23 protein-coding genes are annotated in these 23,457 nt (G+C 68.7%); 21 read left to right on the forward strand and 2 right to left on the reverse strand.

The features are described 5' to 3' along the window. Window positions 1-3: 3 nt before the first annotated feature. On the reverse strand, window positions 4-621 hold the full coding sequence (locus A7B20_RS03740) for a PAS domain-containing protein (protein WP_157937593.1): 618 nt from the start codon (window positions 619-621) through the stop codon (window positions 4-6). A 141-nt stretch (window positions 622-762) separates the two neighbouring features. Here A7B20_RS03740 and A7B20_RS03745 point away from each other — a divergent pair, with 141 nt between their 5' ends. Genes A7B20_RS03745 through A7B20_RS03760 form a run of 4 tightly spaced genes read left to right on the forward strand, consistent with a single transcriptional unit; the run spans window position 763 to window position 4,016 of the window. Further along, on the forward strand, window positions 763-1,656 hold the full coding sequence (locus A7B20_RS03745) for a YicC/YloC family endoribonuclease (RefSeq protein WP_102107210.1): 894 nt from the start codon (window positions 763-765) through the stop codon (window positions 1,654-1,656). 4 nt (window positions 1,657-1,660) lie between these two features. Continuing rightward, window positions 1,661-2,299: a guanylate kinase gene (gene gmk, locus A7B20_RS03750; RefSeq protein ID WP_102107211.1), complete on the forward strand. Its 639-nt coding sequence runs from the start codon at window positions 1,661-1,663 to the stop codon at window positions 2,297-2,299. After that, window positions 2,296-2,817, forward strand: a complete 522-nt coding sequence (locus A7B20_RS03755; protein WP_102107212.1) for a gamma carbonic anhydrase family protein — start codon at window positions 2,296-2,298, stop codon at window positions 2,815-2,817. Before gmk ends, A7B20_RS03755 begins: the two co-directional genes overlap by 4 nt. Window positions 2,818-2,831: 14 nt before the next feature. Further along, the gene (locus A7B20_RS03760; protein ID WP_102107213.1) at window positions 2,832-4,016 is read left to right on the forward strand and encodes a trans-sulfuration enzyme family protein; all 1,185 of its coding nucleotides are present in this window, start codon (window positions 2,832-2,834) and stop codon (window positions 4,014-4,016) included. 7 nt (window positions 4,017-4,023) lie between these two features. Here A7B20_RS03760 and A7B20_RS03765 read toward each other — a convergent pair whose 3' ends face one another. After that, a complete protein-coding gene (locus A7B20_RS03765; RefSeq protein ID WP_172960956.1) occupies window positions 4,024-4,374 on the reverse strand; it encodes a hypothetical protein in 351 nt (116 codons plus the stop codon). A 266-nt stretch (window positions 4,375-4,640) separates the two neighbouring features. Between A7B20_RS03765 and A7B20_RS03770 the strand changes: the two genes are divergently transcribed. From A7B20_RS03770 to A7B20_RS03850, 17 genes are all read left to right on the forward strand, one after another. Then, window positions 4,641-5,681, forward strand: a complete 1,041-nt coding sequence (locus A7B20_RS03770) for a sensor histidine kinase (RefSeq protein WP_102107215.1) — start codon at window positions 4,641-4,643, stop codon at window positions 5,679-5,681. 149 nt (window positions 5,682-5,830) lie between these two features. Beyond that, window positions 5,831-6,853: a substrate-binding domain-containing protein gene (locus A7B20_RS03775; protein WP_102107216.1), complete on the forward strand. Its 1,023-nt coding sequence runs from the start codon at window positions 5,831-5,833 to the stop codon at window positions 6,851-6,853. A gap of 65 nt (window positions 6,854-6,918) precedes the next feature. Beyond that, window positions 6,919-8,379 carry a phosphate ABC transporter permease subunit PstC gene (gene pstC / locus A7B20_RS03780; protein WP_102107217.1) on the forward strand — a complete coding sequence of 487 codons (1,461 nt, stop codon included), beginning with the start codon at window positions 6,919-6,921 and terminating at the stop codon, window positions 8,377-8,379. Then, window positions 8,376-9,731: a phosphate ABC transporter permease PstA gene (gene pstA, locus A7B20_RS03785; RefSeq protein WP_102107218.1), complete on the forward strand. Its 1,356-nt coding sequence runs from the start codon at window positions 8,376-8,378 to the stop codon at window positions 9,729-9,731. The genes pstC and pstA overlap by 4 nt, the downstream gene beginning before the upstream one ends. Window positions 9,732-9,742: 11 nt before the next feature. Next, window positions 9,743-10,540, forward strand: coding sequence for a phosphate ABC transporter ATP-binding protein PstB (pstB, locus tag A7B20_RS03790; protein ID WP_102107219.1), 798 nt, complete (start codon window positions 9,743-9,745; stop codon window positions 10,538-10,540). An 11-nt stretch (window positions 10,541-10,551) separates the two neighbouring features. Further along, complete coding sequence (phoU, locus tag A7B20_RS03795; RefSeq protein ID WP_102107220.1) at window positions 10,552-11,265, forward strand: phosphate signaling complex protein PhoU; 714 nt, start codon at window positions 10,552-10,554, stop codon at window positions 11,263-11,265. A 10-nt stretch (window positions 11,266-11,275) separates the two neighbouring features. Continuing rightward, window positions 11,276-11,965, forward strand: coding sequence for a phosphate regulon transcriptional regulator PhoB (gene phoB / locus A7B20_RS03800; protein ID WP_102107221.1), 690 nt, complete (start codon window positions 11,276-11,278; stop codon window positions 11,963-11,965). A gap of 85 nt (window positions 11,966-12,050) precedes the next feature. After that, window positions 12,051-12,506: a DUF4279 domain-containing protein gene (locus tag A7B20_RS03805; RefSeq protein WP_102107222.1), complete on the forward strand. Its 456-nt coding sequence runs from the start codon at window positions 12,051-12,053 to the stop codon at window positions 12,504-12,506. 155 nt (window positions 12,507-12,661) lie between these two features. Further along, window positions 12,662-13,927 (forward strand): ABC transporter substrate-binding protein, encoded by a 1,266-nt coding sequence (locus A7B20_RS03810; protein ID WP_102107223.1) that lies wholly within the window; start codon window positions 12,662-12,664, stop codon window positions 13,925-13,927. A gap of 74 nt (window positions 13,928-14,001) precedes the next feature. Continuing rightward, window positions 14,002-15,024: a dehydroquinate synthase/iron-containing alcohol dehydrogenase family protein gene (locus A7B20_RS03815; RefSeq protein WP_102107224.1), complete on the forward strand. Its 1,023-nt coding sequence runs from the start codon at window positions 14,002-14,004 to the stop codon at window positions 15,022-15,024. 10 nt (window positions 15,025-15,034) lie between these two features. Next, the gene (locus A7B20_RS03820; RefSeq protein ID WP_102107225.1) at window positions 15,035-16,459 is read left to right on the forward strand and encodes an aldehyde dehydrogenase family protein; all 1,425 of its coding nucleotides are present in this window, start codon (window positions 15,035-15,037) and stop codon (window positions 16,457-16,459) included. 151 nt (window positions 16,460-16,610) lie between these two features. Continuing rightward, window positions 16,611-17,501, forward strand: a complete 891-nt coding sequence (locus A7B20_RS03825) for a helix-turn-helix transcriptional regulator (RefSeq protein ID WP_102107226.1) — start codon at window positions 16,611-16,613, stop codon at window positions 17,499-17,501. 90 nt (window positions 17,502-17,591) lie between these two features. Next, complete coding sequence (locus A7B20_RS03830) at window positions 17,592-18,602, forward strand: branched-chain amino acid ABC transporter permease (RefSeq protein WP_102107227.1); 1,011 nt, start codon at window positions 17,592-17,594, stop codon at window positions 18,600-18,602. A 45-nt stretch (window positions 18,603-18,647) separates the two neighbouring features. Further along, window positions 18,648-19,655: a branched-chain amino acid ABC transporter permease gene (locus A7B20_RS03835; RefSeq protein WP_245866517.1), complete on the forward strand. Its 1,008-nt coding sequence runs from the start codon at window positions 18,648-18,650 to the stop codon at window positions 19,653-19,655. Next, window positions 19,655-20,449, forward strand: coding sequence for an ABC transporter ATP-binding protein (locus A7B20_RS03840; protein ID WP_102107229.1), 795 nt, complete (start codon window positions 19,655-19,657; stop codon window positions 20,447-20,449). Before A7B20_RS03835 ends, A7B20_RS03840 begins: the two co-directional genes overlap by 1 nt. Continuing rightward, complete coding sequence (locus A7B20_RS03845; RefSeq protein ID WP_102107230.1) at window positions 20,442-22,601, forward strand: ABC transporter permease; 2,160 nt, start codon at window positions 20,442-20,444, stop codon at window positions 22,599-22,601. Before A7B20_RS03840 ends, A7B20_RS03845 begins: the two co-directional genes overlap by 8 nt. 5 nt (window positions 22,602-22,606) lie before the next feature. Next, window positions 22,607-23,431, forward strand: coding sequence for a phosphoenolpyruvate hydrolase family protein (locus A7B20_RS03850; RefSeq protein ID WP_102107231.1), 825 nt, complete (start codon window positions 22,607-22,609; stop codon window positions 23,429-23,431). The last annotated feature ends 26 nt before the right edge of the window (window positions 23,432-23,457 follow it).

Genomic DNA, 23,457 nt, shown 5'->3' on the forward strand with positions numbered 1-23,457 from the left:
GGCTCAGTCGCCCCGCGGCACCAGCGTCAGCTCGGGGCGGCGGGGCGCGGGGAGCGGCGTCTGCGCCAGATGCGCGTATCCCGTCAGGCCGCGGCGGTTGTCGGCGGTGATGCGGAAGCGGTGTGGCGGCGTGCCCCGCAGTCCGGTCGCCGACAGGCAGCCCACGGCGCGCGTCACCTCGCCCTCGTGATCCCGAAGCGGCAGCAGCAGCATCCGCGCGACGCTCGCCGCGCCGACCAGCCGCGGCGGGCCCGACAGCCACAGGTCGACCTCGGCCGGGGCCTCGAACACCGCTTCCACGGCCTCGGCGAAGGCGGCGCGCGCCTCGGGAAGCATGAAGCAGCTGACCGGCATCCCCCGCACCTCCATCCCCATCAGGTCGGCGACGTGCATCCCGGCAAGGCGGAACCGCGCGACGCCGGGCGCCACCCGCTCCAGCAGGAAGGTGCGGTCCAGCACGTCGGCGATGCCGCGGGGATCGACCTCGGCCCGGAGCGGCATGATCCGGCCCCGGCACAGCCCCTGCCAATACGCGCGCAGGGTCCCGAAGCAATCCGCCAGCGCCAGCGCGCCGCCATGCAGCGGCACGACCCGCCCCGATGCGTGTTCGTCCTGCGTCATCTTCCGCTCCTCGGCAGGGCGCCCGGCGGCGTTGTCTCCCGTCCGCCGGTCTGGTACCGCTGCCGCACCCGTATTCCCCAATGAGGGTGTAGCATTGATGAAGCCGACAATCCGTCGCAATCTGGCTGAAAGGTTAACACCATGCGCCATTCGATGACCGGCTTCGCCGCAGCCACCGGGGCCTTCCAGGACTGGAGCTGGACCTGGGACCTGCGGTCGGTGAACGGGCGCGGGCTCGAGCTGCGCCTGAGGGTGCCCGAGTGGATCGAGGGACTGGAGACGGCGCTGCGCCCGGCGCTGCAGTCCGCCATCGCCCGGGGCAACGTCACGCTGAACTGCCGTGTCCTGCGCAGCACCGAGGCCGTCGAGGGGCAGATCAACCCGGCGGCGCTGGAGCGGGTGCTGGACCAGGTGGCCGAGATCGAGAACGCCGCGATGGCGCGCGGCGTCAGCATCGTCGCCCCCAGCGCCACCGACATCCTCTCCCAGCGCGGTGTGCTGGAGACCCGCGCGGCCGAAACGGCGGACACCGCCCCCCTGCGCGCGGCGCTGCTGGACGGGCTGCCCGCGCTGCTCGACGGCTTCAACGCCATGCGCGCGGCCGAGGGCAACGCGCTGGCGGCGGTCCTGATGGGGCAGGTGGACCGCATCGCCGCGCTGACGGCCGAGGCGCGGGGCCTCTGCGACGCGCGCCAGGCGCAGATGGCCGCGGCCCTGCGCGACCAGCTGGCGAAGGTGATGGACAACACCGAAGGCGCCGATCCCGACCGCGTGGCGCAGGAGCTGGCGCTGATCGCGGTCAAGTCCGACATCACCGAGGAGATCGACCGCCTGACCGCCCATGTCGAGGCAGCCCGCGCGCTGCTCGCCGAAGAGGGGCCGGTGGGCCGCAAGCTCGACTTCCTGACCCAGGAATTCATGCGCGAGGCGAACACGCTTTGCGCCAAATCGCAGCACGCGCCGCTGACGCGGGTGGGTCTGGAGCTGAAGACCACCATCGACCAGCTGCGCGAACAGGTTCAGAACGTGGAGTAACCCCTTGGCGCGGCGCGGACTTCTCATCATCCTCTCGTCCCCCTCCGGGGCCGGCAAGTCGACGCTGGCCCGCCGCCTGATGGCCTGGGACCGAGGGCTGCGCTTCTCCGTCTCGGCCACGACGCGGGCGCCGCGCCCGGGCGAGGTGGACGGGCGCGAATACTATTTCGTCGACGAGGCGCGGTTCAAGGCGATGGTCACGAACGGCGAGATGCTGGAACACGCCGCGGTCTTCGGCAACTACTACGGCTCGCCCTCGGCACCGGTCGAAAGCGCGATCCATGCGGGACGCGACGTGCTGTTCGACATCGACTGGCAGGGCGGCCAGCAGATCCGCAACTCGGCCCTGGGGCTGCACACGCTGGCGATCTTCATCCTCCCGCCCTCGATCAAGGAGCTGGAGCGCCGCCTGCGCGCCCGCGACCAGGACAGCGACGAGGTGATCGCTTCGCGGATGCGCAAGTCCTGGGACGAGATCAGCCACTGGGACGGTTACGACTATGTCCTGGTGAACGAGGACCTGGGCGAGACCGAGGCGCGGCTGAGGACGATCATCTCGGCCGAACGGCTGCGCCGGAGCCAGCAGCCCGATCTCGTCAACCACGTCCGTGCCCTGCAAATGGAATTCGAGGAGCTGCCATGACCCTCTACACGCTCGACGGCCAGTCGCCGGAAATCGACCCCTCGGCCTGGATCGCGCCCGATGCGAACGTCATCGGCAGGGTGCGGATGCTGGGCGCCAGCTCAGTCTGGTTCTGCGCCACGCTGCGCGGCGACAACGAATGGATCGAGGTGGGCGAGGGCAGCAACATCCAGGAGAACTGCGTTCTGCACACCGACATGGGCTTTCCCCTGACCGTCGGGGCGAACTGCACCATCGGCCACAAGGCGATGCTGCACGGCTGCACCATCGGCGAGGGCAGCCTGATCGGCATGGGCGCGACGGTGCTGAACGGTGCCGTGATCGGCAGGAACTGCCTGATCGGGGCAGGGGCCCTGGTCACCGAGCGCAAGGAGATCCCCGACGGCTCGCTCGTCATGGGCAGCCCCGGCAAGGTCGTTCGGCAACTCGACGAAAAGGCCATTGCAGGGCTGCTCGCTTCGGCCCAAGGGTATCAGGCAAACGCCCGCCGCTTCGCCGCCGGGCTGAAACCTCTCTGAGATCCGGAGCCTCCATGTCCGACACGCCCAAGACCCTCGTCCGCCGCACCCCCTGGCCCGCCAGCTCCAGCCGCGCCGTCGTGACCCCGCTGCAACCCTCGGTGGTCTATGCCTCGGCCTCGCCGGATGCGCTGGACGACCAGTACGAGGGGCGCGCGAAGGGCTATACCTACGCGCGCGAGGGGCATCCCAACGCCGACGTGCTGGCGACGAAGATCGACGCGCTGGAAGGGGCCAAGGGCGGCTTCATCCTCGGCTCCGGCATGGCGGCGGTCACCGCGGCGATGCTGGGAGTGCTGAAGGCGGGGGATCATGTCGTGGGCGGCGACCAGCTCTACGGTCGCTCGATGCGGATGATGGGCACCGAACTGCCCCGCTTCGGGGTCGAGACGACGCTGGCCGATCCCACCGACGCCGCCGCGATCGAGGCGGCGATCCGCCCCGAGACGAGGATGATCCTGATCGAGGTCGTCAGCAACCCGACCCTGCGCGTCGCCGATCTGGACGGGATCGCGAAGATCGCCAACGCCCGCGGCATCCTGCTGGCCGTCGACAACACCTTCACCACGCCCCGCGGCGTGCGCCCGTTCGAGCATGGGGCCGACATCGTCATCCACTCGGTGACGAAGCTGCTGGCCGGCCATTCCGACGTGACCCTCGGCTATGTCGCCGCGAAGGATCCCGCGGTGCGCGAGCAGATGCTGGGCACCTCCGTCACCCTCGGCCTCACCCCCAGCCCCTTCGACTGCTGGCTGGCCGAGCGCGGTCTCTACTCCTTCGAACTCCGCTACGACCGGGCCGAGCAGAACGCGGCGGCCCTCGCCGACCACATCGCCGGGCTGCCGGGGGTCAAGCGCGTTCTCTATCCTCTGAGGAACGACCATCCCGACCACAACCGCGCGGTGTCGCTGCTGAACGGGCGGGGCGGGGCCATGGTGACGTTCGAGATCGAGGGCGGCCGGGCGCAGACCAACGCGCTGGTGCAGGCGGCGCAGAACATCGCCTTCGCCCCGACCCTCGGCGACATCGGCACGACGCTGAGCCATCCCGCCACCTCGTCCCACCGCGCGCTGACGCCCGAGCGGCGCGCGGCCCTCGGGCTGGGCGAAGGGGTCTTCCGTGTCTCGGTGGGGGTCGAGCCGGTGGAGCTGCTGGCGCAGGAGTTCGAGGCGGCCATCGCCGCCTCGCAACGCGCCTGAGCGCGCCTCAGTGCTGCGTCACCTGACGCAGCTCGTCGGCGGACAGCAGATCGAAGTCGAGATCGGGATAGCTGCGCCGGGCTTCCGCCAGGAGGATGCCCGGCTTCGGCAGATCCTGCGCCATGACGCGGAAACGGCCGCGGAAGCCGCGGTAGGACAGGATGGCGGCGACGTCGAAGCAGTCGTAGGCCCCCATCATCGCGGGCGCGACGACGATCCCGTTCCGGCCCACCCCCGAAATCGCGGCATCCACGTCCACCACCGGCACGACGTCCATCGGCACCGTGCTTCCGGTGTAGCTGCGGCAGAGGTCCAGCACGTCCCTGTCTCCGACAAGCAGCACGGGCTCGTCCAGCATCGCGCAACCTCCTACGGCCTCGAAGCCGATCGTGTTGTATGATTTGGCGTACGGCATGGGCACTCGTTCATTTGGTGAATGGCACCGGTCAGACTGACCGCACGGGATACGCAACGACACTTTACCAGAACGCCCAAGGAAATCGAACGCAACTTGGCGTTTCCAGTGCTGCCCGGCAAATGTGGCGGGAATATGCTCAACCTGCGACTTATTGTGGCGGGAATCCTCTTTTCCATCATGCCATTGCGTGGAAGAACGTACTCCTTATGAACGCTGCCGACCTCCAGGACGTGCTCGATGCATTGAAACCGCCCGCATTCTTCGTCGGGCCGGGCGACCGAATCGCCGTGAGCAACGCCAGCGCACGGGCGCTGTTCGGTGCGGCGCTCGCGGGGCAGAATCATGTTGCCGTGCTGCGCCAGCCGCAGCTTCTCGACGCGATCGAGACCGTGGCGCGGGGGGCCGAGGCCGCCCGCGCGCCCTTCACCGCCCGCGATGGCGACCGCGAGACGATATGGCTCGCCAGTGCGGCGCCCCTCCGGTTGAACGGCCAGCGGGGCGTGCTGGTCAGCCTCGAGGACACGACGGCGCTGCAGGAGGCCGGGCAGATCCGGCGGGATTTCGTCGCCAACGTCAGCCACGAGCTGCGCACGCCCCTGACCGCGCTGATCGGCTTCATCGAGACGCTGCGCGGCGCGGCCAAGGACGATCCGGTGGCGCGCGACCGCTTCCTCGGCATCATGACTCGAGAAGCGACTCGGATGAACCGGCTGGTACAGGACCTGCTGTCGCTCAGCCGCGTCGAAAGCGAGGAGCGTCTGCGTCCCACCGGCACGCTCGACCTCGGGGCGCTCCTGCGCTCGGTCCAGTCCTCGCTCGCGCCCCTGCTGCGGGAAAGCGGCGTGGAGCTGACCATCGAGGGCTGCGAGGCGCTGCCCGTGGTGCCCGGCGACGGCGACCAGCTGCGCCAGGTCTTCACCAACCTGATCGAGAACGCGGTGAAATACGGCGGGCGCGGCAAGACGATCCGGGTCCGCGGGATCGTGCACGAGCGCGAACCGTCGATGCGCGGCGCGGCGGTGCAGATCGACGTCGCGGACCAGGGCGAGGGGATCGACCCGATCCATATCCCGCGGCTCACCGAACGCTTCTACCGCGTCGATTCCCACCGCTCGCGCGAGATGGGGGGGACGGGGCTTGGGCTGGCCATCGTCAAGCACATCGTCAACCGCCACCGCGGCCGGCTGCGCATCTCCAGCCGCCCGGGCGAGGGCAGCACCTTCAGCGTTCTGCTGCCGCAGGGCTGATCCCGCCCGGGGTTTCCGCGAAAGACGCCACGGCATCTCCGGTTGTCATTAAACTGTTACACAGCTGTCACAAAAGCTCAGCATCCGGGCCCTAGGCCGACGCACGAGGGCGCACCTGGCGTCCCGAAACTGAATCTCAGGAGCTTTCCATGTCCTTTGCGAAACTGACCGTTTCCGCGGTTGCCATCGCGGCCGTCTCCGCGACCGCCGCCGCCGCGCGCGACCAGATCCAGATCGCCGGTTCCTCCACCGTGCTGCCCTATGCCACCATCGTCGCCGAAGCCTTCGGCGAGAACTTCGACTATCCGACCCCGGTCGTCGAGGGCGGCGGTTCGGGCGCGGGCCGCAAGAAGCTCTGCGAGGGCGTGGGCGAGAACACCATCGACATCGCCAACTCGTCGAGCCGGATCAAGCAGTCGGACATCGACACCTGCAAGGCCAACGGCGTCAACGACATCATGGAAGTCCGCATCGGCTATGACGGCATCGTCTTCGCCTCGGACATCGACGGCAACGAATTCGCCTTCACCCCGGCCGACTGGTTCAACGCGCTGTCCGCCGAAGTCCTGAAGGACGGCGAGCTGGTGGCGAACCCGAACACCAACTGGAACCAGGTCAACGCCGACCTGCCCGACCAGGAGATCCTGGCCTTCATCCCCGGCACCAAGCACGGCACCCGTGAAGTGTTCGACGAGAAGGTGATCGAGGCGGGCTGCGAAGCCTCCGGCGCCGCCGAGGCCTTCAAGGCCGCGGGCAAGGAAGACGGCTGCACCACCCTGCGCACCGACGGAGTGTCGGTCGACATCGACGGCGACTACACCGAAACGCTGGCCCGTCTCGACGCCAACAAGAACGCCATCGGCGTGTTCGGCCTGTCGTTCTACGAGAACAACACCGACAAGCTGCGCGTCGCCACCATGGACGGCATCACCCCCTCGACCGAGTCGATCGCCAGCGGCGAATACCCGGTCTCGCGTCCGCTGTTCTTCTACGTCAAGAACGCGCACCTCGGCGTGATCCCGGGCCTGCAGGAATACATCGAGTTCTTCGTCTCGGACGAGATCGCCGGCAAGAACGGCCCGCTCGCCGAGTACGGCCTCGTCTCCGACCCGGAACTGGCCAAGACCCAGGAAATGGTGAAGAACCAGACCCCGATGGGTACGCTGAACTGATCCAGACCTTCGCGGGCGGCGCCTGAGCAGGTGCCGCCCGCATCTTCCGTGCGCAGGAGCCCTCCATGAACGTCGGCCTCATCATCCTTGTCGTCGTGCTGATCGCCGCGGTCGGCTACGTCCTCGGGCGGCGGCGCGCGGTCGCCTCCTCGGAGGGCGACGTGCGGCGGCTCCATTCGCTGCCCGGATACTACGGCCAGACGGTGTTCCTCTTCGCCGCCGTCCCCGCCTTCCTCGTGATGATCCTCTGGCTGCTGCTCCAGCCGCTCTACATCGACGCCACCGTGACCGGCATGGTCGACCCCGACCAGAGCGCCGACTACAGCACGCGCGAGCTGATCATGTCGGACGTGCGCCGCATCGCCACCGGGCTCGACATCGCCGTGGACCTCGGCCAGGTCAGCGAAGCCGACATCGGCTCCATGCAGGCGGGCGAGACCGACATCCGCCAGCGCCTGGCCGACGTGGGCGTCGCGCTCGGCTCCAGCGTCGACCAGACCGTGTTCGAGGCGGCCAAGTCCTACCGCAACCTGTCCCATACCCTGAGCATCGCCATGGCCGTGGTGGTGATCGCGCTGGCCCTAGGCGGCGCCGCCTTCGCCTATGGCCGGATCAACAGCGCCTTCCGCGCGCGCAACGTCTCGGAACGGGCGATCCTCGCGCTTCTCATGCTCTGCTCGCTGGTGGCGATCCTGACCACCGTCGGCATCGTGCTGTCGCTGACCTTCGAGACGATCCATTTCTTCCGCCTCTACCCGGCCTCCGACTTCTTCCTCAGCCTCACCTGGAACCCGCAGTTCCGCGGCGGCTCGGACCTCGGGATCGTCCCGCTGCTCTGGGGCACGCTCTATGTCTCCTTCGTCGCGCTGGTCTTCGCGGTGCCGGTGGGCCTTCTGGCCGCCGTGTACCTCTCGGAATACGCCAGTCCCCGGGTCCGCGCGTTCGCCAAGCCCGCGATCGAGATCCTCGCGGGGATTCCCACCATCGTCTACGGCCTGTTCGCGCTGATCGTGGTCGGCCCGCTGCTGCGCGACTACTTCGCGGCGCCGCTCGGGATCGGCAGCTCGTCCTCGTCGGTGATGACCGCGGGCCTCGTCATGGGGATCATGCTGATCCCGTTCGTGTCGTCCCTCAGCGACGACGTGATCAACGCCGTGCCCCAGGCGATGCGCGACGGCTCCTACGGCCTTGGCGCCACGCAGTCGGAAACCGTGCGCCAGGTGATCCTGCCGGCCGCACTGCCCGGCATCGTCGGCGCCGTGCTTCTGGCCGCCAGCCGCGCCATCGGCGAGACGATGATCGTCGTGCTCGGGGCAGGGGCGGCGGCCAAGCTCAGCCTGAACCCCTTCGAGGCGATGACGACGATCACCGTCAAGATCGTCAGCCAGCTGACCGGCGACACCGAGTTCGCCTCGCCCGAGACGCTGGTCGCCTTCGCCCTTGGCCTGTCGCTCTTCGTCGTCACGCTGGGGCTGAACATCCTCGCGCTCTACATCGTGCGCAAGTACCGGGAGCAGTACGAATGACCGACGCCACCGCCGAAGGCCCCCGTCCGGCCCGCGCCCACCACGGCTCGCTCCTCGTCAAGGACGCCCGAACCAAGGCCCGGAATGCCGCCGAGACCCGCTTCCGACTCTACGGCGCCATCGCCGTCGGCATCGCCGTCGTCGCGCTGGTGGGCCTTCTGAGCTCGATCCTCTACAACGGCGCCTCGGCCTTCCGGCAGACCTTCATCACGCTGAACGTCTACCTGGACCCGGACGTGCTCGACAAGAACGGCAACCGCAATGTCGAGGAGATCTCGAAGGTCTCGACCTTCGGCTATGCCCCGCTGATCGAGGCCGCGTTCGAGACCGCCTTCGAGAACCCCGAGATCGGCATCGAGGGCGTCACCGCGTCGGACGCCGAGGACCTGATCTCGAAGGAAGCCGCCGCCCAGCTGCGCCGCTACGTCCTCGCCAACCCCGGGGAGATCGGCCAGACGGTCGAGTTCGAGTTCCTGGCGAACGGTCGCATCGACGGCTACTACAAGGGCCGCGTCACCATGCAGTCGGCCGAGCGCGACAGCAACGTATCGCCCGAGCAGCTGCAACTGGCCGACCAGCTGAAGGCGGCGGGGCTGCTGTCGACCCACTTCAACTGGGACTTCCTGACGCTGGCCGACGCGTCGGAGAACCGCCCGGAGGCGGCGGGCCTCGGCGTCGCGATCATCGGCTCGCTCTACATGATGCTGGTCGTACTGGTGCTGTCGCTGCCCATCGGCGTCGCCACCTCGATCTATCTCGAGGAATTCGCGCCGAAGAACTGGTTCACCGACATCATCGAGGTGAACATCGCCAACCTCGCCGCCGTGCCCTCCATCGTCTTCGGCATCCTCGGCCTTGCCATCTTCATCAACTTCGCGGGCCTGCCGCAGTCGGCGCCCATCGTCGGCGGCCTGGTGCTGACGCTGATGACGCTGCCCACCATCATCATCGCCACCCGCGCCTCGCTGAAGGCGGTGCCGCCGTCGATCCGCGACGCGGCCCTCGGGGTCGGGGCGTCGAAGATGCAGTCGGTGTTCCACCACGTCCTGCCGCTGGCCATGCCCGGCATCCTCACCGGCACGATCATCGGCCTTGCCCAGGCGCTTGGCGAGACCGCGCCGCTGCTCCTGATCGGCATGGTGGCCTTCGTGCGCGACTTCCCCGCCGCGCCGCCCGAGGGCCTGTTCGATCCGGCGGCCGCGCTGCCGGTGCAGGTCTACAACTGGACCCAGCGGGCCGATCCGGCCTTCACCGAGCGCGCCTCGGGTGCGATCATCGTGCTGCTGGTGTTCCTGCTGTTCATGAACGCCGTCGCGATCCTGCTGCGCCGCCGCTTCGAACGCCGCTGGTAAGGAATGTCACAATGAACGATCAGAGACTTATTCAGAGAGACGCCACGATGAGCGAAACCAAGATCTCCGCCAGGGGCGTCAACGTCTACTACGGCGACACCCACGCCATCAAGGACGTGGACGTCGACATCCGCGACCGCATGGTGACGGCCTTCATCGGCCCCTCGGGCTGCGGCAAGTCGACCTTCCTGCGCTGCATCAACCGGATGAACGACACCATCGAAAGCTGCCGCGTCGAGGGCAAGATCACCATCGACGACGAGGACATCTACGACCGCAAGGTCGACCCGGTGCAGCTGCGCGCCAAGGTCGGCATGGTGTTCCAGAAGCCGAACCCCTTCCCGAAGTCGATCTACGACAACGTCGCCTACGGCCCGCGCATCCACGGGCTGGCCCGCAACAAGGCGGAGCTGGACGAGATCGTGGAAAGCGCGCTGAAGCGCGCCGCCATCTGGAAGGAGGTGAAGGACCGCCTGAGCGCGCCGGGCACCGGCCTTTCGGGCGGACAGCAGCAGCGCCTCTGCATCGCCCGCGCCGTCGCCACGGCGCCCGAGGTGCTGCTGATGGACGAACCCTGCTCGGCGCTCGATCCCATCGCCACCGCGCAGGTGGAAGAGCTGATCGACGAGCTGCGCCAGAACTTCTCGGTCGTCATCGTCACCCACTCGATGCAGCAGGCCGCCCGCGTCAGCCAGCGCACCGCCTTCTTCCACCTCGGCCACCTCGTCGAGTTCGGCGAGACCGGCGAGATCTTCACGAACCCGAAGGACAAGCGCACCGAAAGCTACATCACCGGCCGGATCGGGTAGGAGGACAAGACATGCAGGACCAACACATCGCCTCGGCCTTCGACCGCGACATCGAGGGCGTCACCGCGCTGATCATGAAGATGGGCGGCCTGACCGAGGCCGCGATCCTCGACAGCGCGCAATCGCTGGTCGAGCGGGACACCGAGCTGGCCATGAAGGTCAGGAACGGCGACAAGGCGATCGACGACCTCGAGACCCGCGTGAACGAGGAGGCGGCGCGGATCATCGCCCTGCGCGCGCCCATGGGCAGCGACCTGAGGACGATCCTCTCGGTCATCAAGATCTCGAACAACCTCGAACGCTGCGGCGACTACGCCAAGAACCTGGCCAAGCGGACCACGGTGCTGGTCGAGGTGCCGCCGGTCGGATCCTCGTCGGCCAGCATCCGGCGCATGGCGCGCGACGTCGAGAAGATGCTGCGCGACGCGCTCGACGCCTACATCCAGCGCGACGCCGAGCTGGCCGAGGACGTGCGCCGCCGCGACGTCGAGATCGACCAGATGTACAACGCCCTGTTCCGCGAGTTCCTGACCCACATGATGGAGGATCCGAGGAACATCACCCCCTGCATGCACCTGCATTTCATCGCCAAGAACATCGAGCGCATGGGCGACCACGTCACCTCGATCGCCGAGCAGGTGATCTACCTCGTGCGCGGCGAGATGCCCGACGAGGCGCGCGAGAAGTTCGACAGCACCTCCTACGTCTCCAATCCGGTGAAGTGAGGGCCCGCGGATGTCAGCCGATCTTCCCCGGGTCCTGGTCGTCGAGGACGAGCCGGCCCAGCGCGAAGTCCTGTCCTACAACCTCGAAGCCGAAGGCTTCGCCGTCTCCCGCGCCGAGACCGGCGACGAGGCGCTGATCCTCGTAGAGGAGGACGCGCCCGACATCATGGTGCTGGACTGGATGCTGCCCGGCGTCTCGGGCATCGAGGTCTGCCGCCGCCTGAAGATGCGCCCCGAGACCCGCGCCATGCCGATCATCATGCTCTCGGCCCGCTCGGAAGAGGTGGACCGGGTGCGGGGGCTCGAGACCGGGGCCGACGACTATGTCATCAAGCCCTATTCGGTGGTCGAGCTGATGGCCCGCGTCCGTGCCCAGCTGCGCCGCACCCGGCCCGCCGCGGTCGGCCAGCAGCTCGATTACGACGACATCCACCTCGACGCCGAGACCCATCGCGTGACCCGCGGCGACCTGCCGCTGAAGCTGGGGCCGACCGAGTTCCGCTTGCTCTCGACCTTCATGGAGAAGCCGGGCCGGGTCTGGAGCCGGGAGCAGCTTCTGGACCGGGTCTGGGGCCGCGACATCTATGTCGACACCCGCACCGTCGACGTCCACATCGGCCGGTTGCGCAAGGCGCTCTGCCAGCACGGCGGCAGCGATCCCGTGCGCACCGTGCGCGGTGCGGGCTACGCGCTCGGCTGATCCCGGCGCGCCGTCGCGCGGGCCCGGAACCCCGGCGCACCGCCGGGTGTTTCATGGGTGTGGCAGGCGCACGGAGGTGGTCGTCATGACCCAGCTGAACGAAGCCAAGGTCTGCCTCTGCGTCTCGGGGCAGGGGATCGACGGGCACGAGGTCTCGCGCCGCCTGATCCTGCCGAAATCCGCTGCAACCGACCCGGCGCGCCCCGGCCCCTGCTGCGGCAAGGCCCGCCTCCTGATCGAGGCCGGCAGCTGGACCCTCGTCGCGCCCCGCAGCTCTCCCGAGGACATGGACCACCAAGTGCGACAGCTCCTCGATCCGCTGACGACCGACATGGCGGTGTGGGAGGACCTGGCGCGGCGCTACGACGTGCACCTGATCTGCGCCTTCCAGATGGCCAGCGCGATCGAGAACATGTCCATCTCGGCCGAGACCTTCCGCCTGCTCGGCGCCCGCGGCATCGGCCTCGTCGCCTCGATCTACACCCGCAGGGCGGCCGACGCGGCCGATGGCGACATCGACCCGGCCACCCTCGACGACTGAGCGGACCACCCCGGTTCACCCCCGGCCGACCGGAAAAAGAGACTTGAGGTTATGCCGGCGCACTGAAGGAGATCGGGCATTTTCGCCCTCTCGTCCACGCTGTCCCGAGGATGGCGGGCAGCAAGACCCGGCATCATGCATTGGGAGGATTTGCGATGAAGAGATCTCTTTTGGGCACCATCTCGGGCCTCGCGCTGGTCACCGCGGGCGCCGGCATGGCCTTCGCGCAGGACGGCGAGCCGCTGAAGGTCGGCGTTCTGGTCACGCTGGAAGGCACCTATGCCGTTCCCGGCGAGGACGGCGTGCGCGGCATCAAGCTGGCGCTGGACCAGGCCGACAACATGGCCGGCGGGCGCAAGATCGAGCTCACCACCGTCTCGACCGACACCACCCCCGATACCGCCGTGCGCTCGGCCCGCAAGCTGGTGGAACAGGACGGCGTCGACATCGTGATCGGCCCGCTCTCCGGCTCGGAAGGCATCGCGATCCGCGACTATGCCAAGACCCAGCCCGACGTGACCTTCATCAACGGCATCTCCGGCGCGCAGGAGACGACGCTGGTCGATCCCGCCGACAACTTCTTCCGCTTCAACATGGAAGGCGCCCAGTGGTCCGCGGGCCTCGGCGAATACGTGGTGAACGAGAAGGGCTACAAGACCGTCGCCACCATCGGCGAGGACTACTCCTTCATCTACACCCAGGTCCTCGGCTTCGCGATCGGCTTCTGCCAGGCGGGCGGCGAGATCACCGACCGCTTCTGGGTGCCCCTCGGCACCAAGGACTTCGGCTCGATCATCGCGGCGCTGCCCGATGACGTCGATGCGATCTACCTCGGCCTCGGCGGCGGCGACGCCGTCAACTTCCTGAACCAGTACCAGCAGGCGGGCGGCGAGGCGAACCTCATCGGCGGCACGATCATGGTCGACGGCACCGTGCTGAACTCCAAGGGCTCCGCCAAGGAGGCGCTGATCGGCGTGCCGTCCTCCGGTCCCCAGGCCGACACCTACGACGGCGAGAACTGGGTGAAGTTCGTGAAGGCCTACCAGGAGCACTTCCCGGAAGGCGAGCGCTTCCCCACGCCCTCGCTCTTCGCCACCGGCTACTACAACGCCACCAACGCGATGCTCCAGTGCGTCGACCAGGTGAACGGCGACCTCGGCGAAGGGCAGGCGGCGTTCCGCGACTGCCTCGCGAACCTCGAACTCGACGCGCCGAACGGCAAGATCACCCTGGACGAGAACCGCCAGGCCATCGGCACCAACTTCATCACCGAGGTGGTGGAGAAGGACGACGGCACGCTCGCCAACGAGGTGGTCGAGGTGAAGGACGGCGTCGATCAGCGCCTTGGCCTGTCGAAGGAATCCTTCGATGCCATCGGCCTGCCGGGCCGCGACGTGCCGGAGTGCAAGACCTCCTACTGAGGCCGCACCCGATCCCGGGCGGCGCCTCTCCCCGCCGCCCGGACCCCTTTCCCTTCGTTGCCGCGGTGTGCGCCATGACGCTCATCACCTATCCGACGCGCGTCCATTTCGCGGACGGCGTGCTGGAAGAAGCCTTGCGCTCGGAGCTCGAGCGGCAGGGGCACCGCTTCCCGCTGATCCTCTACGAGGACCGGCTGGAGGGCAGCCTGTTCCACGCCCGCCTGTTCTCTTCCCTGCCGCGCCGGGCCGAGATGCTGGGCGTGCCGTTCGAGGCCGCCGCCGACCTGCACGCGGTCCGCGACGAGGTGCGGGCGCGCGCCGCCGACGTGCCGGTGGACGCCATCGTCGCCTTCGGCTCGGCCCGCGCGATCGAGCTGGCCCGGAAATGCCGCCGGGCGCTCTCCGAAGGGCAGGGGGCGCGGCTCGACCTCTTCGCCATCCCGGGGGCCGACGGCCTGCCCGACCCCTGCACCCGCAACCTCGAAAGCTGGCGCGCCGGGCTGCCCTCGATCCTGATCTGCGACCCCACGCTGACCTTCGGCGCCGACCACACGCTCAGCCTCTCGGCCTCGGTCACGTCCTTCGCGCGCTGCCTCGAAAGCTATCTCGCCGCCGCCTACAACCCGCCCGCCGACGGCATGGCGCTGGACGGTTTCCTGCGCTGCGCCCGCAATCTCCACCGCCTCGGCACCGAGGACGGGCCGGACGTGCGCCGCGAACTGATGGCGGCCTGCCTGAACGCGATGATGGCGCAGGAGAAGGGCGTCGGGCCGACGCAGGTGCTGGCGCGCGAGCTTGCCGCGCGGGCGCCCGATGGTGCCGACGCGGGCAGCATCGCGCGGTTGCTGCTGCCCGGCATCGTCACCGCCATGGCCCCGACCGGCGAGAAGCCCGAGGCGCTGAGAAGCGTGCTCGGGCGCAGCGAACCCGACCTTGGCGACGGCGTGCGCGCCTTCCTGTCCGACCTGCCATTCCGGGCCAGCCTGTCGGACATGGGCCTGACGCGCGGGGATCTCGACTCCGCCGCCCGCACCATGGCGGGCCGCCCCGACATCGCGCCCGAGACGGCGGCGCGGGTGCTCGATTCGGTCTATTGAGGACAACCCGATGAAACCCCTGCTGATCGGCGGCGACTGGCTGCGCACCTCCCACGGCGCGGGGAACGTGAACCCCTCGGACACTGCCGACGTCATCGACACCCACGCCGAGGCCGGTATCGCCGAGACGCAGACCGCCATCGCCGCTGCCCGCGATGCCGCCCCCGCCTGGGGCCGCTCGACCCCCCAGGAGCGCCACGACATCCTGCGCCGCGCGGGCGACGAGCTGCTGGCCCGGCGCGAGAAGCTGGGTCGCCTGCTGTCCCGCGAGGAGGGCAAGATCCTGCCGGAAGGCATCGCCGAAGCCACCCGCGCCGCACAGATCCTGCACTTCTTCGCCGGCGAGGCGCTTCGCCAGACGGGCGAGCTGATCCCCTCCGTCCGCCCCGGCATCACCGTCGAGATCACCCGCGAACCCGTGGGCGTCGTCGGCATCATCACGCCCTGGAACTTCCCGCTCGCCATTCCGGCGTGGAAGATCGCGCCCGCGCTCGCCTTCGGCAACGCCGTGGTGTTCAAGCCGGCCGAACTGGTCCCCGGCAGCGCCTGGGCGCTGGCAGACATCCTGCATCGCGCGGGCACGCCGCCGGGCGTGCTGAACCTGCTGACCGGGCCGGGTCGCGTCGTCGGACAGGCCATGCTCGACGATCCGCGCATCGACGCGATCACCTTCACCGGCAGCCAGGCCACCGGCGCCCGCGTCGCCGCCGCCCGGCCGGGGGGACGCGTGCAGCTGGAGATGGGGGGCAAGAACCCGCTCGTCGTGCTCGACGACGCCGATCTTGACCGCGCCGTGCACTGCGCGCTCGACGGCGGCTTCTTCTCCACCGGCCAGCGCTGCACCGCCTCCTCGCGGCTGATCGTGACCGAGGGCATCCACGACCGCTTCGTCTCCCGTCTCGCCGACCGCCTTGCCGCGCTGAAGGTCGGTCACGCTCTGGAGGAGGGGGTCGAGATGGGGCCGGTGGTCAGCCAGGACCAGCTCGACCAGGATCTCGCCCATATCGAGCGCGCCCGCCGCGAAGGCGGCCACCTGCGCACGGGCGGCGAGGTGCTGCGGCGCCAGACCCGCGGGTATTTCCTGGCGCCGACCCTCATCACCGGCACCGAACCGGCCATGACGATCAACCGCGAAGAGGTGTTCGGCCCCGTCGCCAGCGTCATCCGCGTGCGCGACTACGACGCCGCGCTTGCCGCCGCCAACGACACGCCCTTCGGCCTCTGCGCCGGGATCTGCACCACCAGCCTGAAACATGCCAGCGATTTCAAGCGGAAGGCCGAGGCGGGCATGGTCATGGTCAACCTGCCCACCGCCGGCGTCGACTACCACGTCCCCTTCGGTGGCCGGAAGGCCAGCAGCCACGGCCCGAAGGAACAGGGGACCCACGCCAGGGAGTTCTTCACCGAGACCAAGATCGCCTACACCGCGCCCTGACGCAGCCGCGGCCGGAGGAGGGGGCGACGCGGCGTAACCCTGCGTCTGTTTCTTGGAACTTCGCACTTGCCCGAAGCCCGGTCGCCGTGTCCCAATCCGCAGAGGGGTGCAGCGGCCGGAGAGCGGCGCATCCTCCAGGGAGGATACCGTCATGAGCCGCGCCATATCTGTTTCGCACGGAGAGTTCGGGCGTGCGACGATCTATCAGCTGACCCGGACCATCATCACCCACGCCCACCGCGAGGGGCACCTCGTCTTCAACATCGGCGGTCCCGACCAGACGATGACCGTGGGCGACGCGATCCTGCCCTGCACCCGGACCCGCGGCTGCGCCATCAGCCCGTGGGAGCCGCACAGCTTCAACCATCTCGCGCCCGGCGCCACGCTGACCCTGACCCTCTACATCAAGCCGATGTGGTTCCTCGAGAACTCGGCCTCGGCGGAATACGCGCTGAACTTCGGCCGCCCCGACATCGCCGTGACCCCGGTGATCGGCGACCTCGTCACCCGCCTGACGGCCCACCTGCTGGACGACCGCGAGGAGGGCGGCTTCGACGACCTGCTGTTCGCGCTGACCAAGGAAAGCTTCGAGCAGTCCTGGTCCGCCGCCCCGGTCAACAGCCTGGCCAGCGCCTGCACCCGGTTCAACGATTTCCGCGTCCGCCGTTCGCTGCGCCTGATGCAGGACAGCATGACCGAGGATCTGGACATGGAGGACGTGGCCCGCGCCGTCGGCCTGTCGCGGCCGCATTTCTTCAAGCTGTTCAAGCAGCAGATGGGCGTGACGCCGAACCTCTACCTCAACACGCTGAGGGCCGAGCAGGCGATCGAGGACCTGCTGACCACCGACAAGACGGTGACGGACATCGGGCTCGACCTCGGGTTTTCGTCGCAGGCGAGCTTCACCCGCTTCTTCTCGTCCAACGTCGGCATCGCGCCCAGCGAATACCGCCGCGTGGCCCATTGTTCGGACAGCGCTTTTCCGATGATGGGCCAACCGGACAGACTTTCGGGTATGCCGGTTCCGGCCCGCCAGTCCTAACCTCGCTGCAATGCGCCCCGCCAACGGGGCCGGGGAGGACGACGTGACCACAACGACGCGGCAGATGCGCTTCGCTCGGGGGGCAGGACGATGAGGGCCTTCGCCCGGCGCCATCCGGTCTGGACCGGCATCATCGCGCTTGCCGCCGCCGTGGCGCTGTGGCTGATCTTCGCGGTCTGGCCGGACGGTCTGGAGGACGCGATCGGGCGCAAGAAGGTGTTCCTGAACGCCTTCTTCAACGGCATCACGCTCGGCGGTCTCTATTTCCTCGTCGCCTCGGGCTTCACCCTGATCTTCGGGCTGATGCGCAACGTAAACCTCGCCCACGGCTCGCTCTACCTGCTCGGCGGCTACATCGGCTACTATGTCGCCGACAGCACCGGCTACTGGCTGCTGGCCTTTCCCGTCGCCTTCGTCGTCGTCGGCTTCTTCGGCATCCTGCTCCAGATGCTCGTCTTCCGGCGGATGGAGGGGGAGGACCTGCGCCAGACCCTCGTCACCATCGGCATCTCGATCGTCGTGGCCGACCTGATGCTCTGGGGCTTCGGCGGCGACTTCTACAACATCAACCCGCCCGAGTGGCTGTCGGGCCCGATGGACACCTTCTTCGTCACCGCAGTGAAGTCGAACGGCGAGGCCGTCTACATGAAGTACCCCATGGTCCGCATCGTCATCTTCGCGGCCTCCGTGGTGGTCGGCGTCGCCATGTGGCTGGCGCTGAACAGGACCCGGATCGGCATGATGATCCGCGCAGGCGTCGACGACCGCGACATGCTGAGCGCCACCGGAGCGCGCATCCAGCTGGTCTTCGTCGGCGTCTTCGCCTTTGGCGCGGGGCTCGCCGGGATCGCGGGCGTCGTCGGCGGCACGTTCCAGACCATCGCGCCCGGAGAGGACATCCGCTTCCTCCTCGCCTCGCTCGTCGTCGTCATCGTCGGCGGCATGGGCTCGATCCCCGGCGCCGCGCTCGGGGCGCTGTTGATCGGTCTCGCGGAACAGTTCGGCTCGGTCTACTTTCCGACCTACGCCGTGGTGCTGACCTTCCTCATCATGGTCACGGTCCTCGCCTTCCGCCCGCAGGGCCTGATGGGGCAGGGCTGAGCCATGGTCGCCATCGACAGACCCGCCCCGCGCGAGGACAGCCGCATGTGGATCGAGAAGATCCCGGCGGCCTACTGGGCGCTCGTGGTGATCCTGCTGGTGATCCCGTCCTTCGCCTCGGACTTCGTGATGTTCCAGATCTTCGGCTGGACCTTCATCCTGGGCCTGATCGCGCTGTCGCTGATGTTCCTCGGCGGCTACGGCGGCATGGTCAGCCTCGCGCAGATGACCTTCGCGGGCTTCGCGGGCTACATGGTGGCGATCCTCGGGGCCTCGGCCATCGACACGATCTCGCAGGGCTGGCCGTGGTGGGTGGTGATCCCGCTCGCGCTGATCCTGACGGTGATCTTCGCCACCGCCGTCGGCTGGCTCGCGGTCAGGACCGAGGGCATCTACACCATCATGATCACGCTGGCGATCGCCGCCGCCTTCTTCTACTTCACCCGCCAGAACTACGACGTGTTCAACGGCTTCCAGGGCTTCAACTCGGTCCTGCCGCCGCGCCTCTTCGGCGTCGACTGGCGCGGGCCCGAGGCCTTTTACTACCTCACCCTGTTCTGGGCCGCCGCCGGCTATTTCGCCGTCCTCTACGTCGCCCGCGCGCCCTTCGGCCTCGCGTTGCAGGGCGTGCGCGACAACCCCCGCCGCATGGCCGCTCTGGGCTATTCCGTGACCGCCCACCGCGTCGCCGCCTATTCCTTCGCGGCGCTCTTGGCGGGGATCGGCGGGATCCTCCTGACCTGGCAGTCGGCGCAGATCTCGCCCGGCACCGTGGCGATCCAGCCCGCCATCGACATCCTCGTGATCGCCGTGGTCGGGGGCCTGCGCCACCCCATCGGCCCGTTCATCGGCGCCTTCCTCTATGTCCTGCTCAAGACCTTCGCGGTGGACGTGCTGGTGGCGCTCGGCCTCGGCGGCGAACGCTTCAACCTGCTGATCGGCCTCGGCTTCCTCGTCATCGTGTTCTTCTCGCCCGACGGCATCCTCGGCCTCTGGGAAAAGCTGCGCGCGTCGCGCAACCGCGACCCCCTCACGGGCAGGGAGCGGCACTGATGGCGCGCGGCACCGTCACCCAGCGTCTGGCCGCCACCGGCACCGCGAACGCGCTGGAGCTTCGCAACGTGTCGAAGAAGTTCGGCGCGCTGGAGGCTTTGGGCGACATCAACATCACCGTGAAACCCGGCGAACGGCGCGCCGTGCTGGGCAGCAACGGGGCAGGGAAGACCACGCTCTTCAACTGCATCACCGGCGACTTCCCCCCGACCACCGGCGCGATCCGCTTCTTCGGCGAGGACGTCACGACCTTCCCCGAGCAGGAGCGCATCCGCCGGGGCCTGCGCCGCACCTACCAGATCTCGCTCCTGTTCCACGGGCTGTCGGTTCTCGACAACGTCTACCTCGCCTGCCGCGGCGTCTCGCGCGGGCGCTTCTCGATGATCCGGCCCCGGCGCAACGACGCGCTGATGCAGTCGGCCGAGGACCTGGTACGCGTCGTCCACCTGGAGGACGCGAAGGACACGCTGGTCAGCGACCTCAGCTACGGCCAGCAGCGCCAGCTGGAAATCGCCATGGCGCTGTCGGGCGCGCCCCGGTTCATCCTGTTCGACGAACCCGCCGCGGGGCTTTCGCCCACCGAGCGGCGCGAGCTGGTCGAGATCCTGACCGGGCTGCCCTCCCACGTCGGCTACATCATCATCGAGCACGACATGGACGTCGCCCTGCGCGTCTCCGAGCAGGTGACGATGATGCACAACGGCCGCATCTTCAAGGAAGGCAAGCCGGCCGAGATCGAGGACGACCCCGAGGTGCAGGCCCTCTACCTCGGCGGGGGGCACGGCCATGGCTGAGCGTGCCGGAACCCCGATCCTCGAGGTGCGCGACCTCAACGTCTACTACGGCCAGTCCCACGCGCTCCAGGGCGTCAACCTCACACTGCCCTCGGGCGTGCTGTCGGTGGTGGGCCGCAACGGCATGGGCAAGACGACGCTCTGCAAGGCGATCATGGGGCTGGTCCCCACCGCCTCGGGCTCCATCGCGCTCGCTGGTCACAGCCTCGCGGGCCTCGGCCCCTCGGAGATCGCGCGGCGCGGCATCGGCTATGTCCCGCAGGGGCGGCGGCTGTGGAAGTCGCTCACGGTGGACGAGCACCTGAAACTCGTCGCGGGCAAGGGCGGCGCCTGGACGCCCGAGCGGATCTATTCCGTATTCCCCCGCCTCGCCGAGCGGCGCGGCAACGGCGGCGGGCAGCTGTCGGGGGGCGAGCAGCAGATGCTCGCCATCGGCCGCGCGCTGCTCCTGAACCCGAGGCTCCTCGTCATGGACGAGCCGACCGAGGGGCTGGCCCCGGTCATCGTCTCCCAGGTCGCCGAGATGCTGCTGCAACTCGGCCGCGAAGGGGACATCGACGTCCTCGTGATCGAGCAGAACATCGGCGTCGCCTGTTCCGTGGCCGCGAACGTCGCGATCATGGTCAACGGCAAGATCAACCGGGTGATGGACGCGGGGCTGCTGGCCGCCGACCGCGACCTGCAGCAGGCGCTCCTCGGCGTCGGCCGCCACGCCCACGACGAGACGCCCGACGAGACCGAAAGCCGCGACACCCCGGTCGCCACCGCCAGGAAGGCGCCCACCCGCATCTACCTGTCGAACCCGAAGCCGCCCACCCGCTGGAGCGCGCCGGTCCCCGTCCACGTCATCGAGCAATCCGCCCGCACCGTCAGCGACGCGGCCCCCGAGAGCAGCGCGAAGCAGAAGATGCCCGACAGCGGCGGCCCCGCCACCGTCTACGTCTGCGGCACCCTCGACACCAAGGGTGACGAGCTGCGCTTCATGCGCGACATCATCAAGGGCGAGGGGGTGCGCGTCGCGGTGGTGGACCTCTCCACCTCCGGCAAGCCCTCGGGCGCCGAGATCCCGCCCTCTGTCATCGCGGGTTTCCACCCGCGCGGCGCGGCGGGCGTCTTCACCGGCGACCGGGGCACGGCCGTCGCGGGCATGACGCTGGCCTTCGAGCGCTGGATGCGCCAGCGGGGCGACGTGGCGGGGCTGCTCGCCGCGGGCGGCTCGGGCGGCACCGCGCTGGTCGCCCCCGCCTTCCGCGTGCCGCCCGTGGGGGTGCCGAAGATGATCGTCTCGACCGTCGCAAGCGGCAACACGGGCCAATACGTCGGCCCCTCGGACATCACCATGATGCACTCGGTCGCCGACGTCCAAGGCCTGAACTCGATCACCCGCGCCGTCCTCGCCAACGCCGCCCACGCCGTCGCCGCCATGGCCAAGGCACGGCAGAGCGCGAAACCCGAAGCGAAGGGCAAGCCCGCCGTCGGCCTGACCATGTTCGGCGTCACCACGCCCTGCGTGCAACAGGTGGTGAAGCAGCTCGAAGCCGATTACGACTGCCTTGTCTTCCACGCCACCGGCACCGGCGGTCGGGCGATGGAAAAACTCCTGTCTTCCGGCATGTTGTCGGGCGTTCTTGACCTCACCACCACGGAAGTCTGCGACATGATCGCGGGCGGCGTCTTCGCCGCCGACCAGACCCGCTTCGACGCCGCCATCGAGTCCCGCCAGCCCTTCATCGGCGCCTGCGGCGCGCTCGACATGGTGAACTTCAACGCGCCGGACACGGTGCCGGAGAAGTACCGGGGCCGCCTGTTCTACGAACACAACCCCCAGATCACCCTGATGCGCACGACGGTTGAAGAAAACGTCGCAATGGCCCGTTTCATCGGCGGAAAGATCAACCGCATGAACGGCGTCGTCCGCTTCTTCCTGCCCGAAGGCGGTGTCTCGGCCCTCGACGCGCCGGGCCAGCCCTTCTGGGACCCTGTCGCGAACAAGGCCCTGTTCACAACGCTGGAGGCGACCGTCAACCGCACCTCCAACCGGCAGCTGATCCGCACCCCCCACCACATCAACGACCCCGCCTTCGCCGACCTCGTGGTGAAGACGTTCCGGTCGTTCCACAGCCAGCCGTCCAGCGCGGCCAAGGGAGCCTGACCACGATGCACGACCGCGCCACCCTGATGCAGAAGTTCCGCGCCATGCGCGACGAAGGGGTTCCCATCGTCGGCGGCGGCGCGGGCACGGGCCTGTCGGCCAAGTGCGAGGAGGCGGGCGGCATCGACCTGATCGTGATCTACAACTCCGGCCGCTACCGCATGGCCGGACGCGGCTCCCTCGCCGGGCTCATGCCCTACGGCGACGCCAACGCCGTGGTGATGGAGATGGCGGGCGAGGTGCTGCCGGTGGTGAAGAACACGCCCGTGCTGGCCGGCGTCTGCGCCTCCGACCCGTTCCGCCTGATGGACAGGTTCCTCGACCAGGTGAGGGCCGCGGGCTTTTCCGGCGTCCAGAACTTCCCGACCGTCGGCCTGATCGACGGTACCTTCCGTGCGAACCTGGAAGAAACCGGCATGTCCTACGCGCTGGAAGTCGACATGATCCGCATGGCCCGCGAAAAGGACCTGCTGACCACGCCTTACGTCTTTTCCGAGGAAGACGCCTGCGCCATGGCCGAAGCCGGGGCCGACATCATCGTCGCGCACCTGGGCCTGACCACCGGCGGCTCCATCGGCGCCGAGACCGGCGTGACGCTGGAAGAGGCGCCGGGCCTCACCGAGGCTTGGGCAAGCGCGGCGCTGGAGGTGAACCCGGACGTGATCGTCCTGGTCCACGGCGGGCCCGTCGCGATGCCAGAGGACGCGGAGTATGTCCTGAAGAACACGAAGAACTGTCACGGCTTCTACGGTGCCTCCTCGATGGAGCGGCTGCCGACCGAGGTGGCGCTGACGGAACAGACCCGGAAATTCAAGAAGATCAGCCGCTAAGGCGAAGAAGCTCACCTGCGGGAGGG

Origin of the sequence: Oceaniglobus roseus (assembly GCF_002869745.1) — a bacterium.
GTDB lineage: Bacteria > Pseudomonadota > Alphaproteobacteria > Rhodobacterales > Rhodobacteraceae > Oceaniglobus > Oceaniglobus roseus.